This is a genomic window from Bacillus sonorensis NBRC 101234 = KCTC 13918, assembly GCF_001592005.1.
GTDB classification, from domain to species: Bacteria; Bacillota; Bacilli; order Bacillales; family Bacillaceae; genus Bacillus; species Bacillus sonorensis.
Genome location: NZ_BCVZ01000015.1, coordinates 40,750 through 59,973, shown reverse-complemented (window position 1 = coordinate 59,973; position 19,224 = coordinate 40,750). Strand labels below are relative to the sequence as shown.

Here is a 19,224-nt window from a genome sequence, read left to right as displayed (position 1 = left end):
GAGAGAGAACATGATCGACATTCAACATATTCACCATTCATTCAAAATCGGAAAAAAGGGTAGGGAAAATGAAATCAAGGTATTGAAGGATGTCTCACTTACCGTCGAGAAAGGGGAAATCGCCTGCATCGTCGGGCGGAGCGGCTCGGGGAAATCGACGCTGTTAAATTTGATTTCCGGCTATATCGCGCCGACGAAAGGAAAGATCGTTATCGGCGGTACGGATGTGACGGGATTCAGCGAAAAGGAGTGGGCGAAATTCCGGCTTGAGAATTTCGGCTTTATCTTTCAAAGCTTTCAGCTGATTCCGAGCTTGACGACATTTGAAAATATTGAGCTGCCCCTGACATTAAAAGGCGTCCATCCGTCAGAGCGGAAACAAAAAGTCACAGAAATGCTGCACAGGGTCGGTCTTGAAAACCACGCCGGCCATTTTCCGAACGAGCTTTCCGGCGGACAGCAGCAGCGGGTCAGCATCGCGCGGGCGCTGATTTTAAACCCGTCGATCATTTTGGCGGACGAGCCGACAGGAAGTCTTGACTCTGAAACAGAGCAGGAAATCCTTGAATTCATCAAGCAGCTCAACAGAGAAAGAGGCATCACGTTTATCATCATCACCCACGATGATGAGGTGGCGTCCATCGCAGATACGAAATTCCATTTATTTGACGGCGTTTTGGAGAAAGGGGAAGAGACTGTTGAAGTTTAAGGACCAGTTGAAATTTATTAGAAGAAATATGAAGAAAAACCGCCTTCGGGTGTTTATGACGATACTTGCCACTACAGTAGCCTGCGCGTTTTTAATCGTGCTCGCCTCCGTCGGCTTCGGGCTGCAAAAGTCGATGACCGATCAGCTGATGAGAGAGCAGATTGTCACGAAAATCGATGTCATGGGCAAGGATGGGCAAGGCGACAAGCCTGTTCAGAAGAAAGACTTACAAGAATTTGAGAAACGCGGCGATGTAGCAGCCGTTATCGAACGTACAAAAGTGATGGTGCCTGTAGAAGCCAAGTTTGGCAATCGGACCAATGGGCAAATTGGTTATATTACACTTACTGATATGGCTGCAGAGCAGAAAGCAAACATTAAATTGGACCGCGGCCGCGTGGCGAAATCGCCGAATGAAATCGTCGTCGGCTATCATTTTGGCAATCAGCTGTGGACGAAAAAAGAAGCGAAAGACTTTGAGAAGCAGCAAGAAAACAATCCAGATGATGTAAAACAACCTAAAGGATATGAAAAAGACATTCTCGGTAAGACGATAGAATTAAAGATTGCAAAGTTAGATGAAAAGACAGGAGAAAAAGGTAAGGAAAAAACGTATGACTTTAAGATTGTCGGGGTAATGGAAAAACCTTCTTATGATTGGGTGAGGGATTCCAGCGTCTATGTCAGCAATGACATGCAAAAAGGGATTACCGATTTTCTGAAAGCGGATAAAGACAGCGGTGATATAGAAAAAAAACTGACAGTCTATGCGGACAACTTTGAACATGTCGATCAGCTTACGAAAGATTTGGAAGACAAAGGCTTCTACGTCGATTCAGTGACCAAAAGACTTGACAGCATCAATCTGTTTTTTACGGCTTTTAAAATCGGACTGATTTTCGTCGGGGTGATTGCCATATTGATTTCTGCGATCGGCATTTTCAACACGATGACAATGGCCGTCACGGAGCGGACCCAGGAGATCGGAATCATGAAAGCGATCGGCGCAAGCCCGAACGTCATCCGCAAAATGTTTTTAATGGAAAGCGCCTATATCGGCTTTATCGGATCTGTAGTCGGCATCATCATTTCATACGGCGTCAGCTTTTTGGTGAACAAGATTCTCCCGGTTATTTTGTCATCCGTTTCCCAAGGGGAAGGAACTGCACAGGAGTTCAGCATCACGTTCTCCTATATTCCGGTGAGCCTTGTCATCATCGCGAGCGTTATCAGTATGGGAGTAGCGATTCTGTCAGGCTTGAATCCGGCCGTCAAAGCGACGAGAACGAACGTGCTGACAGCATTAAGAAGAGAGCTGTAGTTTGAAAGCCGGCGGATTGCCGGCTTTTTATTTTTTTAAAAACTGACTATATAAATTCATTTTTTGTAAACACGGGTATTGGCGTTTTGATGAATGGGGAAGAAATTGTTGCAGCCTTTTACCATTATAAATCAATTTCTTCCAAAAAAATGCCCGTTAGAGAATAGGCAATTACCGTTGAAAAGAAGACAGTCATATGAAACAGGGAATAAATAAACATTAATTTTGCCCATTTCTCCGATTCCATCTTTTTGTAACCAAAAATGCTTAAAATAATCCACAGAACATTTAAAAGAAGTGCTGATAACATAAGACCATGGCTTAATGGCCCGAGAAGAAAACTTGTTGCGGTTAAAACAATTAAATAAATATTGGTTTGTATATATGTCCTTTTAACGCCTTTGACAACGGGAAGCATTGGAACCTTAGCAGCTTTATATTCATCGTGTTTACGAATGGCGATTGAATAAAAATGCGGCATTTGCCAAATAACCGCAATCATAAATAAACCGAGAACAGCAGGATGTGTAATGTATGGATGAATAGCCGACCAACCAATTAAAAGCGGCATTGCTCCAGAGATGCTTCCCACTTCTGTATTATAGATTGTTCTTCTCTTGCTCCACATCGTATATGGGACAATATAAAAAAATAAACCTAAAAACCCTAGAAATGCTGCAAGAGGAGTTGTTAATAAAAGACATGACATTCCGGTTGCTGCCATGGAGATCCCGAGCCATAATACTGTTTTAGGTTTTATTTCTCCTGTTACAGTAGGTCTTTTTTTGGTTCTCTCCATGATACAGTCGATATCCCGGTCATATAAGTTATTAAAAGCGCCTGCCGCTCCCATTACTAATATTGAGCCAATTAGAGCAAAGGTTATTTCCGAAAGTTTCTCAACAGGGCCGATTTTGTATGTATATAATGACAAAGTTAGTCCGGCAAACATCGGGATCAAATTTGACTTAATAATCCCTGATTTAATAGTTTGAGCCAAAATGGTTGATAAAGCCCTTTTCTGTGTAAGGTTTTTTTCTGTCTGCATTGCGCCCCCTCTTCCCCTTTTTGATCGACATTCAATTGCAGTTTTTATACTGGTTGGAATTTAAATACTATATGGTATATTAATTCTGCGTGGTATGCTTGTCAAGTGAAAAAGGAGGAAGACAAATGGTCAGAAGAAGATTAACCCAAGAGGAGCGAAAAAAAGAAACACGGAAGCTGCTTTTAGAAGCAGCGGTAGAAATCTTTGCCCAAATGGGCTTTTACGGAGCCACTGTTGACAAAATTGCAGAACATGCTGGATTTAGCAAGGGTGCGTTCTATGCTCATTTTCATTCCAAAGAAGAGCTATTTCTTACCATTTTGGAACAACAAATGGAAGCGCATGTGGACAATATTCGCAACGTAATTAAGCAACATCAATCGCTTTCACATTTTATCGAAACAATAGATAAATATTTCCTTTCAGTCGCTCAGAAAAATCGAACATTGAGCATGCTTAATATGGAATTTCTTCTTTATGCGATGCGTGAAGAATCTGTGCGTCATAAATGGTCCGGCATGATAACTGAATCTGTAAAACAAATATCAAAAGCTATTAATGAATTGATGTTAAGTGAGAATTACGAATCTGATCTATCAACGGACGAAATAGCATGGACCATTCTTTCGTTAGAAAATGGCATGGCGATATTCTATTATATAAATCAAGATCTTATGCCTCTAAATTTATATGGGAAATCATTGCGGAATATGTTACTGCCCCATATTAAGGAAGAGAATTAAAAAAACGAAAAAAACCTTACATAAGATGCCGGAATTTGAGCGGTTTTTTAAAAGAGATAAGCTATTCAATCACTTTTCGGAGTATGCTTTTAATCCTTACAGCGCTGTGACGTTGAAAAGCAACAAGCAAAAGCTGAAGAGAAAAAGCAAAAAACTTCTTGCAAATCTTAATATTCATACGTAAAATAAAAGGAATTCAAAAATCAAATAGGTAGCTTATGAAGAGAGATGGAGGGACTGGCCCTGTGAAATCTCAGCAACCTGCATATATGCAAGGTGCTAAATCCAGCAGAATGTCAGACGCATTCTGAAAGATAAGTGAGGAACTCTTTCAGATGGGCTGAAAGAGTTTTTTTATGTTAAGGGGGAGAACGGAATGAAGAAATGGACAAAGCTATGGTCTTCACTTGTATTGGCGGGAATGATCGGACTTCTGGCCGCATGCGGAAACAGCGCGGCAAATGGAGGCAAGACGATCAAAATCGGCGCCACCGCAGGGCCGTACTACGATATGGTCACAAAGGCGATCAAGCCTGAGCTCGAGAAAAAAGGCTATCAAGTGGAAGCGATTGAGTTTACGGACTATGTACAGCCGAACACGGCGTTAAGCGAAGGCGACCTTGACGCCAATCTGTTTCAGCATGAAGTTTTTATGAAAGCTTACAATAAAGAAAACAACAAAAATCTGGCGGCGCTGATTTCAGTGCCGACCGCGCCGATGGGACTCTATTCTTCCAAGTACAAACATCTGCAAGACATCAAGCCGGGTGCGGAAGTGGCGATTCCAAATGATCCGGCCAATGCGGCCAGAGCGTTTTTAACCTTAAAGGATCAAGGGCTGATTCAACTGAAAGACGGCATCGATACATTAAAGGCGTCTGAACGCGATATCACGGACAATCCGAAAAAGCTGACATTTAAACAGCTTGAATCCGCCAATTTGCCAAGGGCGGTGGAGGATCTTGACATCGCAGCCGTGCCGGGCAATTTCGCACTTTCCGCCAATATGAAATTGCAGGATGCCCTGGCGCTGGAAAACATGCCTGACCGCTATCGCAACCAAGTCGTTGTGGACGGAAAAAACAAGGATAAACAATTCGCCAAAGATTTAAAAGAAGCGGTCGAATCCAAGGCTTTCGAAGAAACGATCGACAAAGAATTTGCCGGGTTTGGAAAGCCGAAATGGATGACTGAATAACCGAATGCGAAATCCCCTTTTCTAAAAAGGGGATTTTTTATGCCAAAACCGAAAATCAATCAATTGAAAAAAACGGCCAAAACGAATAGAATCTAGAAGGAATGAAAATGAGAAAGAAGGAACAAACAATGCCGCGTACTCTATGGCTGCTGGTCATCGGGATGTTTATCAATGTAACGGGGGCTTCTTTTTTGTGGCCGCTGAACACCATCTATATTCATCAGCATTTGGGCAAATCCTTAACTGCAGCCGGGTTTGTGCTGATGCTGAACTCCGGCGCAAATGTCATCGGAAATTTGTGCGGCGGTTTTCTGTTCGATAAAATCGGCGGGTTTAAATCGGTTATTCTCGGAATTGTCGTTACGTTTGCCAGTCTTTCGGGCCTTGTGTTTTTTCATGACTGGTTCGCTTATATTGTCCTGCTGGCAATCGCCGGCTTCGGATCAGGGGTTGTGTTTCCGGCGTGTTATGCAATGGCCGGATCGGTTTGGCCTGAGGGCGGAAGAAAGGCTTTTAATGCCGTATATGTAGCGCAAAATGCCGGAGTTGCGGTCGGCTCTGCGCTGGGAGGAATCGTCGCATCCTTTTCCTTTGCCTACGTCTTTTTCGCCAATGCGATGCTTTACGCCGTTTTTTTCGCAATCGCGTTTTTCGGTTTCAGACACATCCGCACAGAACCCGCAGTGCAGTCAACTGTTTTAGACCATGCTGCCGCAGGAAGCGGAAAATCAAGATTTTCAGCTCTTATGCTTGTATGTACGGGCTATCTTCTCGGATGGGTCGCTTATTCCCAATGGTCTTCAACAATTGCTTCACATACCCAGGAGCTTGGCATATCCCTCGGCAAGTACAGCCTGCTGTGGACTGTAAACGGCGCCCTCATCGTGTTGGGACAGCCTGTCATCGGCTTATTTGTGAAACGGTTCGCCAAATCTCTAAAAAAACAAATCGTTATCGGTTTTGTCATCTTTATATTCGCTTACGGCATTCTCTTCGCCGCCGAATCGTTCCAGGCGTTCCTTGGAGCGATGATTGTGCTGACGCTCGGGGAAATGCTTGTCTGGCCGGCTGTTCCGACCATTGCCAACCGCCTCGCTCCGCGGGGGAAAGAGGGATTTTACCAAGGATTTGTCAACAGTATGGCAACAGGCGGCAGGATGATCGGGCCTCTGTTTGGCGGAATGCTTGTTGATGCCTTCAGCATGCAGGTATTGTTGGCCGTGCTGATCGTTTTATTGCTGGTCAGCATTGGAACAGCGTTTTTATATGAACGAAAAGAAAAGCAGCTCTCCGTTCACCAGGACTGATATAGAAAAAATAGGTAAATGTAATTATGTGAAAATGAATCGAAGGAATCAAGATTATCATTGCGTTCTTCACATATAATGGAAGAAACAAGCTTTTTTTCTTCAGAGACAGAACACATTTTCTGTGGTAGTATCGAAAATCATCGCAAAGGGTCTAGGGGGGGCTGCTTGATGGCCTGAAGTCGCTTGACTAAACTAAGGGCTTTAGGAAGGTGATGAAGATGCTGCATCAAGTGTTGGTTGCTTGTTTGATTGGAGGGATTATGGGGGTTCTCGGGCACATTAAAAAAAGAGGCCGCCTTGAGAAACCGAGAACAACGAAACGATTTATCTATCTTGGCTTTTTTGAAGATATCCTTGTCGGCATGGTCGCCTCTATTTTGCTTGTTTTATCTGCGGAACCTGACTCCGGAATTCAGCTCGTGATTTTATCCATTATCGCAGGCTATGGCGGTGAAGCTGTATTAAGAAGCTTTGACTTTGTCAGAGAACAGCAGGCAAATGTACAGAACTCCGGACGGCAAAATGATTCTCCACACGATTAAAGATCCTCACTCTTACCCTTTTTTTCAGCACATTCCCATTGTATACAAACCTGCTTGCACTTATGAACAGAATTCTATAAAATACAGATAAGATTACGGTTACGGCAAGAACAGTGAAGAGGAGCAGTAGGAAGCCCAATTTGTCTCAGAGAGTTGACGGCTGGTGTAAGTCAATCAAATGCGCTTCTGAACTCGCCTCAGAGTTGCAGCAGTGACGAGCTGCTGCCGCATATCTGCGTTAAAGATATCAAGTGAGTGTATGAATGTACACTAACAAGGGTGGTACCGCGGGAATCTCTCGTCCCTTTTCTGGGATGGGAGAGTTTTTTTGATTTTAGAATAATCTGAATATAAGGATGCCAGTCCCGTCCATACTTGAATGCAAGCAGCCGTACATATTAAAGGAGGTTTTTACAATTGAGTTTTGATCATCAAAAAATCGAAAAAAAGTGGCAGGACTATTGGCTTGAAAACAAAACATTTGCCACGCTTGAAGATAAATCCAAACCGAAATTTTATGCTTTGGATATGTTTCCGTATCCTTCCGGCGCGGGGCTGCATGTCGGCCATCCCGAAGGCTACACGGCGACAGACATTCTCTCACGCATGAAGCGCATGCAAGGGTATGACGTCCTCCATCCGATGGGCTGGGATGCATTCGGGCTTCCGGCAGAGCAATACGCGCTTGATACCGGGAATGATCCTGCCGTCTTTACAAAGCAGAATATCGAGAATTTCCGCCGCCAGATCAGGGCGCTCGGCTTTTCGTACGACTGGGACAGGGAAGTCAATACGACAGATCCTGACTACTACAAATGGACGCAGTGGATTTTCTTAAAGCTTTATGAAAAAGGCCTCGCTTATGTAGATGAAGTGCCTGTGAACTGGTGCCCGGCGCTCGGAACCGTTCTTGCCAATGAAGAAGTCATCGACGGAAAAAGCGAACGCGGCGGCCATCCTGTAGAAAGGCGTCCGATGAAGCAATGGATGCTGAAAATTACGGCATATGCCGACCGTTTGTTGGAAGATCTTGAAGAGCTCGACTGGCCGGAAAGCATTAAAGAAATGCAGCGCAATTGGATCGGCCGTTCCGAAGGTGCGCACGTTCATTTTGCAATCGACGGCAGCGAAGAAACATTCACTGTTTTCACGACGCGCCCTGATACGCTGTTTGGCGCGACATACGCCGTACTCGCCCCTGAGCATGAGCTGGTTCAAAAAATCACGACTCCTGAACAGCAGGATGCGGTCAATGCCTATATTGCAGAAGTGCAATCAAAGAGCGACTTGGAGCGCACTGATTTAGCGAAAACAAAGACTGGCGTATTCACCGGCGCTTATGCCATCAATCCGGCAAGCGGAGAAAAGATTCCGGTCTGGATCGCGGATTATGTCCTCGCTACATATGGAACAGGAGCGGTGATGGCGGTTCCCGCCCATGATGAGCGCGACCACGAATTCGCAAAGGTTTTCGGTCTCCCGATCAAAGAAGTCGTCAAAGGCGGACATGTTGAGAAAGAAGCGTATGCAGGCGACGGCGAGCATATGAATTCCGATTTTCTGAACGGCCTTGACAAAGCGGCTGCGATCGCAAAAATGATCGAGTGGCTTGAAGAGAACGGAAAAGGCGAGAAAAAAGTGACATACCGTCTCCGCGATTGGCTGTTCAGCCGCCAGCGCTATTGGGGCGAACCGATTCCGATCATCCATTGGGAAGACGGCACATCCACTCCGGTTCCTGAAGAGGAGCTGCCGCTTATTTTGCCGAAAACGTCTGAAATCAAACCGAGCGGCACTGGTGAGTCACCGCTTGCCAACATTAAAGAATGGGTGGAAGTCACCGATCCTGTAACAGGCAAAAAAGGAAGACGGGAAACGAATACAATGCCGCAGTGGGCCGGCAGCTGCTGGTACTTCCTGCGCTACATCGACCCGAAAAACCCGAATGAACTGGCTTCACCTGAAAAATTAAAAGAATGGCTCCCTGTCGATATGTATATCGGAGGCGCTGAACACGCCGTTCTTCACTTATTGTATGCGCGCTTCTGGCATAAATTCCTTTATGATATCGGAGTGGTGCCGACAAAAGAGCCATTTAAACAGCTTTATAACCAAGGAATGATTCTTGGCGAAAACAACGAAAAAATGAGTAAATCAAAAGGCAATGTCGTCAACCCGGATGAAATCGTCGAAACGCATGGCGCTGACACGCTTCGTTTGTATGAAATGTTCATGGGGCCGCTTGATGCTTCGATCGCCTGGTCTACGAAAGGGCTTGACGGAGCCCGCCGTTTCCTTGACCGCGTATGGCGCCTGTTTATCGATGACAATGGCGAGTTGAACAGCAAGATAACAGAAGGAGCAGGCGAAACGCTTGAGCGCGTCTACCATGAAACGGTCATGAAAGTGACAGATCATTTCGAGGGGCTGCGTTTCAATACGGGGATTTCCCAGCTGATGGTCTTCATCAACGAAGCCTATAAAGCAGAACAGCTTCCGAAAGAATATATGGAAGGCTTTGTGAAATTGCTTTCGCCTGTCGCTCCGCATCTGGCTGAAGAGCTTTGGAACCGTCTCGGCCATGAGGGCACAATCGCGTATGAAGCATGGCCTGTCTATGACGAAGAAAAGCTTGTCGATGATGAAGTTGAAATCGTCGTTCAGGTAAACGGGAAAGTGAAAGCCAAATTAAACGTTCCGGCTGACGCGGGCAAGGAGCAGCTTGAAGAGCTGGCTAAAAACAATGAAAAAGTAAAAGAACAAATTGAAGGAAAGACGATCAGAAAAGTAATCGCCGTTCCAGGCAAGCTTGTCAATATTGTTGCCAACTAAAAACAAACCCCTTCCTTGTTGAAGGGGTTTTTGCTGTTTTATTTCCATCATAAGCCCCGGATCTTTTCAAACATTGGTGAGATTTCGGGCCGCTTTAACAAGTGTTAAAATATGGTTGAAGGAGCTGATGAAAATGAACTTTGCCGATTTTTCCGCTGTTCAGGTCAGAATCGCCAGACCAACAGACCGGTTTGAAGAGGTTACAGCCTTTTATGAAAAAGGCCTGGGCTTAAAAAAGCTTGGTGAGTTCTCCGGACATGCTGGCTACAAAGGCGTGATGCTCGGCCTGCCGAATGCCCTGTATCATCTTGAATTCACGTCACACGAAGACGGGAGCCCGTGTCCCGCCCCGACGAAAGACAACCTTCTCGTTTTTTACATCCCAGATCTTCATCAAATCAAAACGATTGCAAACAGGCTGACTGATATGGGCTATCAAGAGGTGCCTCCGGAAAACCCGTATTGGGAAGAAAAAGGCGTAACGATCGAAGATCCCGACGGCTGGCGGATCGTGCTGATGAATACTGAAGGAATTTAAAAGGCAAGCCTGGCCTCTTTTACGGACGCCTCCCATTTTTCAGCCTGGCTGCGGACGATTTCTGTAAAAGCCGTCATCGCCGGAGACAGCCATTTGTTTTTATGATAAACCATCTGCGTGGAAAAGAGGGCGTCCTTAACCATGATGCCCTCAAGCTTTTGTTCATTGATTTCAGAGCGGGTCGTGATCATCGGGAGAAGCGAAACGCCAAGACCGCACATCACGCATTGTTTAATCGCTTCCACGCTCCAAAACTCCATCGTGTGGTCTGCGAGCACACCTTGTTTATGTAAATATTCTTCGAAAAAATCTCTGTAGCTGCAGCCATGTTCTGTGTATAAAAACGTTTCATTTGCACTGAATGTAAGGTGGTCAAAGTCGGTGTTCCCTGCCGGATGACCATTTGGAAAGATGAAAACGATCGGCTCATCAACCAGTTTTTCAATATGAAGATCCTCTTCTTTTCGTTCCTCATCCAACAGAAAGGCGATATCAATTTTGCCCTGCCGCAATTCATCCCTCAGCTGCCAGCATGTCGAAGATTTTAACGTCACTGTCACCTGAGGATACTTGTTCTTATATTCATGAAGAATCGAAGGCAATCTGTAGACGGTTAATGATTCGGAAGCACCGATCATCAGATTTCCGGAAGGTTCCTGATCATTTTCGGGAATGTGCCTAGCTTTGTCATACAGCTCTATCATCTCTGTTGCATAAGGAAGCAGGTGCTTTCCGGCTTCAGTCAGCATCATCTTTTTTCCTAAACGATAGAATAATGGTTTTCTTATTTCTTGTTCAATCGCCTGGATGTGTGAAGTCACCGTCGATTGCGCATATCCCAAATAATCGGCGGCCCTCGTAAAGCCCCCTATTTCCACAATGGTTTTGAATGTTTTCAGGTGCCGGATCTCCATCTCAATCATCTCCTTTTTTTCTCTATATCGAAAAATGCGAAGTTTCAGTTCGATAATATCTATTTTACTGATGAAACAAACAAGTTTACAATCATTTTAAATGGTTTCCTGAAAGGATTGTACTGTAATGAGAGAAAAAAAGCTTGGACCTTTATTGTTATCCGGTTTAATGACAGGGCCTATTTTAGGATCGGGCATCATCCTGCTGCCTCCCATGGTCCATGACATAGCAGGGGATTATGCGATTTTTGCGTGGCTGCTGATGATGGGGACCGGATTTTTGTTTGCCTGGATCTTCGCAAAATTAAGCATTGAATATCCGAATGATGCGGGTGTGGCCTATGCAGCTGAAAAAGCGTTCGGCCCTTACATCAGAAATCTTGCAGTCTTCTATTTTATTATGGCTGCAAGCTTCGGCCCGGCAGCGGTGTTAATGACGGCCGGTGAGTATATTCAGTCGCTTGCACCGGATGCTCCATTTTCAGCCGAAGCCTATGGACTGGCGCTTTTCATCATTTGCCTGATTGTGTTATGTTTTGACATTTCTTTTGTAGGGAAGGTTTCATTCGTCTGTTCAAGTGCAGCGGCCGTCGTTCTGCTCGGGGGCAGCCTGACATCCATTCCTTATTTCCGGGAGGGGCCGCTTGTGGATGGTTCATTTCAGATTGGAGATTTTGGCCGGGGCATGCTTTTGCTATTCTGGGCGCTGGTCGGCTGGGAAATGATCGGCAATTACAGCATGGAGGTGAAAGACAGAAAGAAAACCATTACCCGCGCCGTCATACTCAGCAGCCTGATGGTAACGGTGATTTACCTTGCCACAGCGGGCGCAGCCCAATGGATTGATCCGGGGCGCTTTGAAAGCGGCCGATTAAAGCTGGCGATGATGTTGACGCCGCTGTTCGGGCCGTTTGCATTACCTGTGATTGCCGCCCTGACCTCTGTATTGTGCCTCAGCACTTATTTGCTTGTTGTCGGGGGCGCATCCAGGCTGATATCGTCGCAAGCCAGGGGAATTCTTGCATGCAGAACTAAGGACAATAAACCATTAGCGGCTTTATGCCTGATTTTTATCATACATGCTATTGTGTTCGGGTGTTTATTTTATCAATTGATTAATGTTGAGACGCTCGTTGCCATCGCCAACGCCTTTTTCATCTGCAATTCGCTGTGCGGTCTTGCCGCTGCTTACAGGCTGTTGCCCGGCCTTGTTTATCGAGTGGTTTGTGTGTTATTAATTTGCTGTTTTGCGCTGCTTCTATTGTTTTCATCGCCATGGATATTATGTTTTATGGTGCTCATGACGGCATGTTTTATATGTCGAAACGGCCATGCTGTCAAACAGGGCCATGGACAGCTTTAATTTCATACAAAAAAAGGTAATCGCTCCTTTCAGATCGTATTCATGAGTGTAGCGTAAAAGAAAGGAGCATAAAATGCGTAAACAACTTTTCAAGCTGTTTGGCGATTTGCCGGAAAAAACAGACATTCAGGCGACAACTCTTAAAATTGAAGAGAAAGACTCATTCATTCTTGAAACACTTCTGCTCGAATTAAACGGGATTGAACCTGTGCCGGCTTATTTTGCGAAGCCGAAACAGACAAAAGGCAAAATCCCGGCCGTGCTTTATTGCCATTCCCATGGCGGGCGATATGAAAGAGGAAAAAAAGAGCTGATCGAAGGAGCGGAATATTTAGAAGCGCCCCCATTTGCCGCTGAGCTGGCCTCTCTCGGCTTTGCTTCCCTTGCCATTGATCATTGGGCTTTCGGCGACAGGCGGGGAAAAACGGAAAGCGAAATCTTTAAAGAGATGCTTTGGACCGGACGGGTGATGTGGGGGATGATGGTGTATGACAGCATTCGGGCCCTTGATTATCTTGAAACCCGGCAAGACGCGGATACAAGCCGCCTGGCCGCACTCGGGATGTCAATGGGAGGTTTAATGGCATGGTGGACCGCGGCATTGGACATGCGGATCAGCGTATGTGTCGATATATGCAGCCAGGTTGACAGCGAAACACTCATCAAAACGCAGAATTTGGACCGGCACAATCTGTATTCGTATGTACCGGGACTCGTCAAGCATTTTTCAACCGCCGAGATTCAAAGCCTGATTGCGCCAAGGCCCCATCTAAGTCTTGTCGGAACGGCGGATAAGCTGACCCCCGTTATGGGGATTGATATCATTGAGAAAAAGCTGGCTTGCGTGTATAAAGAAAAAAATGCAGGCGAACGCTATGAAATGTTTCGCTCTCATTCCGGGCATATTGAAACGGCAGTCATGAGACATAAAGCCATTGAATTTTTGCAGGCATGGCTATGAACAGGAGGTCGAAAAAAGCGGTGAAAAAGGTCATGATCATCGGGGGAAACGGAACGGTCGGGCGCATTTTAGTCCGGGGGCTTTCTGATGAAGGATACGATCTGTCGGTGATGGATGTAAAACAGCCGGATCAAGAGCTGCCTGTCAGGTTTGTGCAGGCGGACGCAACAAACTATGAGGAAACCGTCAAGGGCATTGATGAACATACCGATGTGCTGATTAACCTTCTTGCCGTAAAGCCGAGCGGCAACCTGCTTGACCAGCGTGAATTTGAAAAGATGACAGACATCTTTTTTAAAGCGACCTATACAATTTTGCGCGCCGCAGCAGAGCTCGGCGTGCCCAAGGTCATCTTTGCCAGCAGCAATCATGTCACAGATATTTATGAAAAAGACGGGGTTTCTTTACTGATGAGGCGGATTCATACGGATGACTATCCGCAATCAAAAAGCTTGTACGGCTTGCTGAAATTGGCCTCTGAAAACTTGGGATATTTATTTTCACATCATTCGGGTGCGCCGATTTCCGTCATCAATTTACGCATCGGCACGGCAGTCGAAAATGAAAGGGAAGCGCTTTTGACAAAGCCGAGAACGAAAAAGACGCTTTTATCCGGCGAAGATCTCACCGGCATTTTTAAAGCGGCGATTGAAACTGACAACACATATGGGACATATTATGCCGTAAGCGACAATCCCGGCAGGCCTTGGTCGATTGCGTCAGCCATCAAGGAATTGGGCTACATGCCGAAAGTGAATTCAGCAGACCTTTTGAAAGACATTTGACATATCATCTTCTAAGATGATGGTCTTTTCCTTTGTTTCCCGGCCCCTGCTTACAAAATGATTATAGACGCTTCTCCTTTCCCTTTGCTACATTTTAGACACGATATCGTAATTTTTTGATAGCGCTTACAAAAAAGGAGGGGGGAAATGGCAATCAGACATTCCGCGGGAAGCCGCATGTTTGATGTGTTCAATTATGCTTTTTTAGCCGGATTCGGCCTGGTTTGCGTGCTGCCGTTTATCCATGTAATCGCCGCCTCTTTTGCAACGGTGGAAGAGGTCATTTCAAAGAAGTTTATTTTGTTTCCGACCACGTTTTCATTAGATGCTTACAGATACATTTTTTCAACCGACATCGTCTATAGAAGCTTGATCATCTCAGTTCTTGTGACAGCCGTGGGAACGGCCGTCAGCATGTTCCTTTCCTCACTGATGGCCTACGGATTGTCGAGGAGGGAACTGATGGGCAGACGGGTGCTGATGTTTTTGGTCGTCTTTACGATGCTCTTCAGCGGCGGGATGATCCCGACGTTTCTCGTTGTTAAATCTCTCGGATTGCTTGATTCCTATTGGTCTTTGATTCTTCCGACCGCCATCAACGCATTTAATCTGATCATTTTAAAAAATTTTTTTCAAAACATTCCGGCCAGTTTGGAGGAATCCGCGAAAATTGACGGGTGCAATGATTTAGGGATCTTTTTCCGCATTATTCTGCCTTTATCCCTGCCGGCGATTGCGACGATTTCGCTGTTTTACGCCGTCACCTATTGGAACACGTACATGCAGGCGATCCTGTATTTAAACGATGCGACGAAATGGCCGATACAGGTTCTGCTTCGGCAGATTGTCATTGTGTCAAGCGGCATGCAGGGAGATATGACGGAAATGGGAGCAGCCTCGGCTCCGCCGGAACAAACGATTAAAATGGCGGTCATTGTCGTTGCCACCATACCGGTGCTGCTCGTCTATCCGTTTATTCAAAAACATTTTGCAAAAGGTGCGTTGTTAGGGTCTATTAAAGGATAAAAAACGGAGGGGGACAAAGTATGGGGAAAAAATGGCTGATCCCGATGTTTGCGTTCGCGCTTTTGGCGGGCGGATTGCTGGGATGTTCGAACAATGGAGCGGAGCAGGCTTCTTCGAAAGAGGAGCAGGCTGATCCAGACTCGCCTTTGGACTTAAGCTGGATGGTGATTCTCTACCATCAGCAGCCGCCGAAGGATACGGCGATCAAAAAAATCGAAGAACTCACAAATACAAAGCTTGATTTAATGTGGGTGCCTGATGCGGTAAAAGAAGACCGTCTGAATTCGGCGCTTGCCGCCGGAAATCTGCCTAAAGTCGTCACCATCCAGGACATCAAAAATTCATCTGTCATGAATGCTTTCAGATCGGGGATGTTTTGGGAAGTGGGGCCCTATTTGAAGGATTATCCAAATCTGAGCAAAATGAATAAGCTGATCAACAAAAATGCTTCCATTGACGGCAAACTGTACGGCATTTACAGGGAGCGCCCGCTATCAAGGCAAGGGATCGTCATCCGCAAAGACTGGCTTGACAACCTCGGCTTGAAAACGCCGCAAACGCTTGATGAATTATATGAAACGGCAAAGGCATTTACAGAAAAAGATCCTGATCAAAACGGAAAACGGGATACGATCGGGTTTGCCGACAGAAACGATTTAATCTACGGAGCATTTAAAACATTGGGCTCGTACATGGGGATGCCGACGGATTGGAAAGAGGAAAACGGCACATTCACACCCGATTTCATGACAACAGAATATATGGACACGATGAAATATATGAAAAAACTATATGATGAAGGACTGATTAATAAAGATTTTCCTGTGACAAGCAAAACCCAGCAGCAGGAGATGTTTTCACAGGGGAAAGCAGGCATTTACGTCGGGAATATGGTTGATGCCGTCAATTTAAGAGACCAGTCGGTCGACGACAAGATGGAGCTTGATATCATCAACCGCATCAAAGGACCGGATGGAAAAGAACGCGTCTGGGCATCAGGCGGGCATAACGGAATTTTTGCCATTCCGAAAACGAGTGTAAAGACCGAAAAAGAGCTGAAACGGATTTTGGCCTTTTTTGACCGGATTGCGGAAGAGGATGTCTACAGCCTGATGACTTACGGAATCGAAGGGGTTCATTATAAAAAAGAAGGGAAGAACCATTTCAAACGGATTGATGACAATCTGAAAGATTGGCAGGCGGAAATTCAGCCGCTCGTCTCACTTGTCGGGATTGATAAAACCTATTTGAAAAATACCGGAGATACATTGCGGACCAAATATGAAGAGCTGACAGAGGATAACGAACACATCATCGTCTCCAACCCTGCTGAGAGCCTGTACTCTCCGGCAGCTTCTGAAAGGGGAGATGAGCTGCAAAAGATCATCGATGATGCGACATATCAATTTATTCTCGGAAAAATAAATGAAAGCCAGTTTGAACAAGCTGTTGAAAAATGGCGGACAAATGGCGGAAATCAAGTGATAGAAGAATATGAAGAAGCTTTTAAGAAGGCGGAGAAATAAAAACGACAATCCCGGGTGCTGCCGGGGTTGTCGTTTTTTATGCCGAATGATTTTTCAGTTCGCGGTATTTCCCGGGGGTGATCCCTTCGAGCTTTTTGAATGAACGAATAAAATTTTGCGGATTTTTGTATTTTAGTTTTTCAGAGATTTCTTTTACTGATAAAGTCGTTTCCGTCAGCCAGCTTTTGGCGATATGATGGCGGTAAGAGGTCAAATATTCACTGAATGATATCTTCATTTCTTTTCGAAAAATGCTGCTTAAATAATTGGGATTGTAATGCAGTCTTCCGGCAATCGATTCCAGGGTCAAATCGGTGTCAAATTCCTGCTGGATAATATGCACGATTTTTTCTGAGATGTTTTTATACTGCGATCCTTCCCTTATGCTGAGGGTTTCGATCATTTTACTGATGATTTGCGATTTCATCCAGCTTTCGATTTCATCCAAGGTCGTCAGTTCAAAAATATCGTCATACAGCATTTTACTGCCATTCGGTTCAAACAGCTCGATTCCGAGAAGGTGCATGAATTCGATTAAGTTATTGAGCAGTCTTGCGATTGCGATTTGGCAGTGATGAGGATTCGAGTTTTCAGAACAAACGGTTTCGAGCAAAAGATGAAGCCGTTCCCCGGCTTTTTCCCGGTCGCATGTTTTAATCGCTTCGAACAGTTCATTTTGGATTTGCTTCGGAAACTGTGTCAAAAATGCTTTGTTCCGGTCAAGCTGTTCGAAGAAAATGATCGCGTGTTTGCCGGACTTCAGCCGGTATGTCAAGGCTTCAAGCCCTTCCAGATAAGCGTGCTTGGACATGGCGAGATTTGTAAAGGGCTGGCTGATTCCGATGCTGACAAACAGTCCGAGCTCCTCTTTGATCTTCTGCTGAATCGATGAGGCGGTTGTCTCAAGATGCTGATGGAATCTCTCAAGGGACTTGCCCCTGTTTAGCATCACGGTTGTCTGCGTTTTATCAATGACAATGGGAGACAGGCGGCTTTCTCTTGGGACCGTCCGGTCGACCAGGCTGTTGACGGCAAACAGCAGGACATCAAGGTCCTTTTTTTCATATGGCGTGTTTCGCAAGGTGTCAATTTGCAATGTAAAAACGGAAAGGTGGCTCCAATTGTCCGCAAAGCCGAGCCCAGCAAAGCGCTCTTTCGTCTCTTCTTCGCTTAATTTGCCGAGCAAAAGCCTTGTTAAAAAATATTGCTTCAACTGGGTGACCTGCTGTTCAACCCGTTTTTCGAGGTCGTGGTTTTTGTTTTTCATTTCTTTAATATTCCGTTCAATCAGCTCAAATTCACTTTTGAGATGCCCTTTCGCCGGGTCTGATCCAGCCGCGAAGCCGGAGACGGACTCGTATAATACCTTGATCGGCTTGTAAAAATGGCGTGATCCAAACCAGGAAAACAACAATGAAAGCGCTAACAAAATGCCGCAAATCGTAAACGTAAACCAGCCGATTGACGTCGTCTGCCGGTAAAGATCGGGCATTGTCGTTAATGAAACGTATATCCAGTTGTTATAGTCCGACTTCTGGTATGTAATCTTATAATCGGTATCACCGATCGAGGCATCAAACTGACCGTTTTTCGCGGCAAGCCTCCGGATGTTTTTGAAGTATCCTTCATTCCGGATCGATTGGCCGATCAGCGATTGTCTTTGATGAAGGATGATGCGGCCGTTGTCATCAAGCGCCATCATGCTGTTTGTTTTCGATTTCAGGGGCATGCGTTTGACAAGCGAGCAAGATGGAATGCTCGCGATAGCAAGGCCTTTATGTCTCATGCTGTTTAAGGGAAGCTGTTTGACGAGATTGACGTTGTACCGGCAGTTTTCCGCCGTTCCTTCTTTTGTGGCGACAAGGGCGTTGTTTTGTTCAAGCACCCAGCTCGATCGGCTTTTTAGCGAGTTGTAGAGCGAGACCATCAGAGCCTGTTTGCCTTCATCCAAAGGGTACAGGCCGGAATTGTTGATATACCACTTTTTTTCCTGGCTGATGACTGTAATATCGGATAGATCGGTGTCAAATGTTTGCAGTTCATTTAATTCTCGATTGATTTGGTTGTAGAGCTGGAAGCGTTCGGGTGTGATGCTGCGGCTGAGCGTCTGGATTAAGGGATAGGAACGAACATAATTGGTGAAGGAGTGATCAACCGTTTTTAAAATATGTTCAATATTCAGCTGCATCTGTCCAACGGTTTGGAGTTTTTCATTTGTGACGTTTTGTTCAATGGTTTCAGCCGATCTTTGGTAGGAAAAAAAACCGACGATGATGACAGGGATCGTGCTGAGAATAAAAAAGAATGTCACCAGCTTATAGTAAAACCTGTATTGTTTCCTTTTCATAAATTCCCCCCCAGCCGAGTCTGAAAATGAGATGCTTATATATAATTAATCCGACTTTTGT

Annotated in this window: 16 protein-coding genes, 1 riboswitch and 1 other annotated feature; of the genes, 13 read left to right on the top strand and 3 right to left on the bottom strand. The window is 45.4% G+C overall.

The window, feature by feature from the left end:
- Window positions 1-10 precede the first annotated feature (10 nt).
- A complete protein-coding gene (locus tag BTR1S_RS15485; RefSeq protein WP_006636103.1) occupies window positions 11-709 on the top strand; it encodes an ABC transporter ATP-binding protein in 699 nt (232 codons plus the stop codon).
- On the top strand, window positions 699-2,030 hold the full coding sequence (locus BTR1S_RS15480; protein ID WP_029419198.1) for an ABC transporter permease: 1,332 nt from the start codon (window positions 699-701) through the stop codon (window positions 2,028-2,030). Before BTR1S_RS15485 ends, BTR1S_RS15480 begins: the two co-directional genes overlap by 11 nt.
- Window positions 2,031-2,154: 124 nt before the next feature.
- On the opposite strand, the gene cyoE is transcribed toward BTR1S_RS15480, so the two are convergent.
- Window positions 2,155-3,078 carry a heme o synthase gene (cyoE, locus tag BTR1S_RS15475; RefSeq protein WP_029419197.1) on the bottom strand — a complete coding sequence of 308 codons (924 nt, stop codon included), beginning with the start codon at window positions 3,076-3,078 and terminating at the stop codon, window positions 2,155-2,157.
- A 125-nt stretch (window positions 3,079-3,203) separates the two neighbouring features.
- Here cyoE and BTR1S_RS15470 point away from each other — a divergent pair, with 125 nt between their 5' ends.
- The 6 genes from BTR1S_RS15470 to BTR1S_RS15445 all read left to right on the top strand — a co-directional run bounded on the left by BTR1S_RS15470 (window position 3,204) and on the right by BTR1S_RS15445 (window position 10,241).
- Window positions 3,204-3,821: a TetR/AcrR family transcriptional regulator gene (locus BTR1S_RS15470; RefSeq protein WP_006636106.1), complete on the top strand. Its 618-nt coding sequence runs from the start codon at window positions 3,204-3,206 to the stop codon at window positions 3,819-3,821.
- 213 nt (window positions 3,822-4,034) lie between these two features.
- Window positions 4,035-4,142: riboswitch (SAM riboswitch) on the top strand.
- Window positions 4,143-4,197: 55 nt separating this feature from the next.
- A complete protein-coding gene (locus tag BTR1S_RS15465; RefSeq protein ID WP_006636107.1) occupies window positions 4,198-5,019 on the top strand; it encodes a MetQ/NlpA family ABC transporter substrate-binding protein in 822 nt (273 codons plus the stop codon).
- Between the two features lie 128 nt (window positions 5,020-5,147).
- A complete protein-coding gene (locus BTR1S_RS15460) occupies window positions 5,148-6,326 on the top strand; it encodes an MDR family MFS transporter (RefSeq protein ID WP_029419196.1) in 1,179 nt (392 codons plus the stop codon).
- Window positions 6,327-6,541: 215 nt separating this feature from the next.
- The gene (locus BTR1S_RS15455; RefSeq protein ID WP_141231093.1) at window positions 6,542-6,871 is read left to right on the top strand and encodes a DUF4257 domain-containing protein; all 330 of its coding nucleotides are present in this window, start codon (window positions 6,542-6,544) and stop codon (window positions 6,869-6,871) included.
- Between the two features lie 104 nt (window positions 6,872-6,975).
- Window positions 6,976-7,180 (top strand) — a binding site (T-box leader).
- A gap of 108 nt (window positions 7,181-7,288) precedes the next feature.
- Window positions 7,289-9,703 carry a leucine--tRNA ligase gene (leuS, locus tag BTR1S_RS15450; RefSeq protein ID WP_006636110.1) on the top strand — a complete coding sequence of 805 codons (2,415 nt, stop codon included), beginning with the start codon at window positions 7,289-7,291 and terminating at the stop codon, window positions 9,701-9,703.
- Window positions 9,704-9,836: 133 nt separating this feature from the next.
- The gene (locus tag BTR1S_RS15445) at window positions 9,837-10,241 is read left to right on the top strand and encodes a VOC family protein (RefSeq protein WP_006636111.1); all 405 of its coding nucleotides are present in this window, start codon (window positions 9,837-9,839) and stop codon (window positions 10,239-10,241) included.
- Here the strand turns inward: BTR1S_RS15445 and BTR1S_RS15440 are convergent.
- Window positions 10,238-11,155 (bottom strand): LysR family transcriptional regulator, encoded by a 918-nt coding sequence (locus BTR1S_RS15440; RefSeq protein ID WP_029419195.1) that lies wholly within the window; start codon window positions 11,153-11,155, stop codon window positions 10,238-10,240. The two genes, BTR1S_RS15445 and BTR1S_RS15440, sit on opposite strands and share 4 nt — an antisense overlap.
- 127 nt (window positions 11,156-11,282) lie before the next feature.
- On the opposite strand from BTR1S_RS15440, the gene BTR1S_RS15435 reads away from it, so the two are divergent.
- The 5 genes from BTR1S_RS15435 (at window position 11,283) to BTR1S_RS15415 (ending at window position 16,816) form a co-directional block, all read left to right on the top strand.
- The gene (locus BTR1S_RS15435; protein ID WP_006636113.1) at window positions 11,283-12,518 is read left to right on the top strand and encodes an APC family permease; all 1,236 of its coding nucleotides are present in this window, start codon (window positions 11,283-11,285) and stop codon (window positions 12,516-12,518) included.
- 73 nt (window positions 12,519-12,591) lie between these two features.
- A complete protein-coding gene (locus BTR1S_RS15430) occupies window positions 12,592-13,479 on the top strand; it encodes a dienelactone hydrolase family protein (protein WP_006636114.1) in 888 nt (295 codons plus the stop codon).
- 20 nt (window positions 13,480-13,499) lie between these two features.
- The gene (locus tag BTR1S_RS15425) at window positions 13,500-14,264 is read left to right on the top strand and encodes an NAD-dependent epimerase/dehydratase family protein (protein WP_006636115.1); all 765 of its coding nucleotides are present in this window, start codon (window positions 13,500-13,502) and stop codon (window positions 14,262-14,264) included.
- 147 nt (window positions 14,265-14,411) lie between these two features.
- The gene (locus BTR1S_RS15420) at window positions 14,412-15,290 is read left to right on the top strand and encodes a carbohydrate ABC transporter permease (RefSeq protein ID WP_006636116.1); all 879 of its coding nucleotides are present in this window, start codon (window positions 14,412-14,414) and stop codon (window positions 15,288-15,290) included.
- Window positions 15,291-15,310: 20 nt separating this feature from the next.
- Entirely contained in the window at window positions 15,311-16,816 is a 1,506-nt protein-coding gene (locus BTR1S_RS15415) for an extracellular solute-binding protein (protein WP_006636117.1), read from the top strand.
- Between the two features lie 37 nt (window positions 16,817-16,853).
- Here the strand turns inward: BTR1S_RS15415 and BTR1S_RS15410 are convergent, their stop codons facing one another.
- On the bottom strand, window positions 16,854-19,163 hold the full coding sequence (locus BTR1S_RS15410; RefSeq protein ID WP_006636118.1) for a helix-turn-helix domain-containing protein: 2,310 nt from the start codon (window positions 19,161-19,163) through the stop codon (window positions 16,854-16,856).
- Window positions 19,164-19,224: the final 61 nt, after the last annotated feature.

Excerpts from the sequence above, each read along its gene's own strand:
- BTR1S_RS15485 (WP_006636103.1), top strand. The coding sequence starts at position 11 with ATGATCGACATTCAACATATTCACCATTCATTCAAAATCGGAAAAAAG.
- BTR1S_RS15470 (WP_006636106.1), top strand. The coding sequence starts at position 3,204 with ATGGTCAGAAGAAGATTAACCCAAGAGGAGCGAAAAAAAGAAACACGG.
- BTR1S_RS15430 (WP_006636114.1), top strand. The coding sequence starts at position 12,592 with ATGCGTAAACAACTTTTCAAGCTGTTTGGCGATTTGCCGGAAAAAACA.
- BTR1S_RS15445 (WP_006636111.1), top strand. The coding sequence starts at position 9,837 with ATGAACTTTGCCGATTTTTCCGCTGTTCAGGTCAGAATCGCCAGACCA.
- BTR1S_RS15415 (WP_006636117.1), top strand. The coding sequence starts at position 15,311 with ATGGGGAAAAAATGGCTGATCCCGATGTTTGCGTTCGCGCTTTTGGCG.
- cyoE (WP_029419197.1), bottom strand. The coding sequence starts at position 3,078 with ATGCAGACAGAAAAAAACCTTACACAGAAAAGGGCTTTATCAACCATT.
- BTR1S_RS15455 (WP_141231093.1), top strand. The coding sequence starts at position 6,542 with ATGAAGATGCTGCATCAAGTGTTGGTTGCTTGTTTGATTGGAGGGATT.
- BTR1S_RS15460 (WP_029419196.1), top strand. The coding sequence starts at position 5,148 with ATGCCGCGTACTCTATGGCTGCTGGTCATCGGGATGTTTATCAATGTA.
- BTR1S_RS15465 (WP_006636107.1), top strand. The coding sequence starts at position 4,198 with ATGAAGAAATGGACAAAGCTATGGTCTTCACTTGTATTGGCGGGAATG.
- BTR1S_RS15410 (WP_006636118.1), bottom strand. The coding sequence starts at position 19,163 with ATGAAAAGGAAACAATACAGGTTTTACTATAAGCTGGTGACATTCTTT.
- BTR1S_RS15440 (WP_029419195.1), bottom strand. The coding sequence starts at position 11,155 with ATGGAGATCCGGCACCTGAAAACATTCAAAACCATTGTGGAAATAGGG.
- BTR1S_RS15420 (WP_006636116.1), top strand. The coding sequence starts at position 14,412 with ATGGCAATCAGACATTCCGCGGGAAGCCGCATGTTTGATGTGTTCAAT.
- BTR1S_RS15435 (WP_006636113.1), top strand. The coding sequence starts at position 11,283 with ATGAGAGAAAAAAAGCTTGGACCTTTATTGTTATCCGGTTTAATGACA.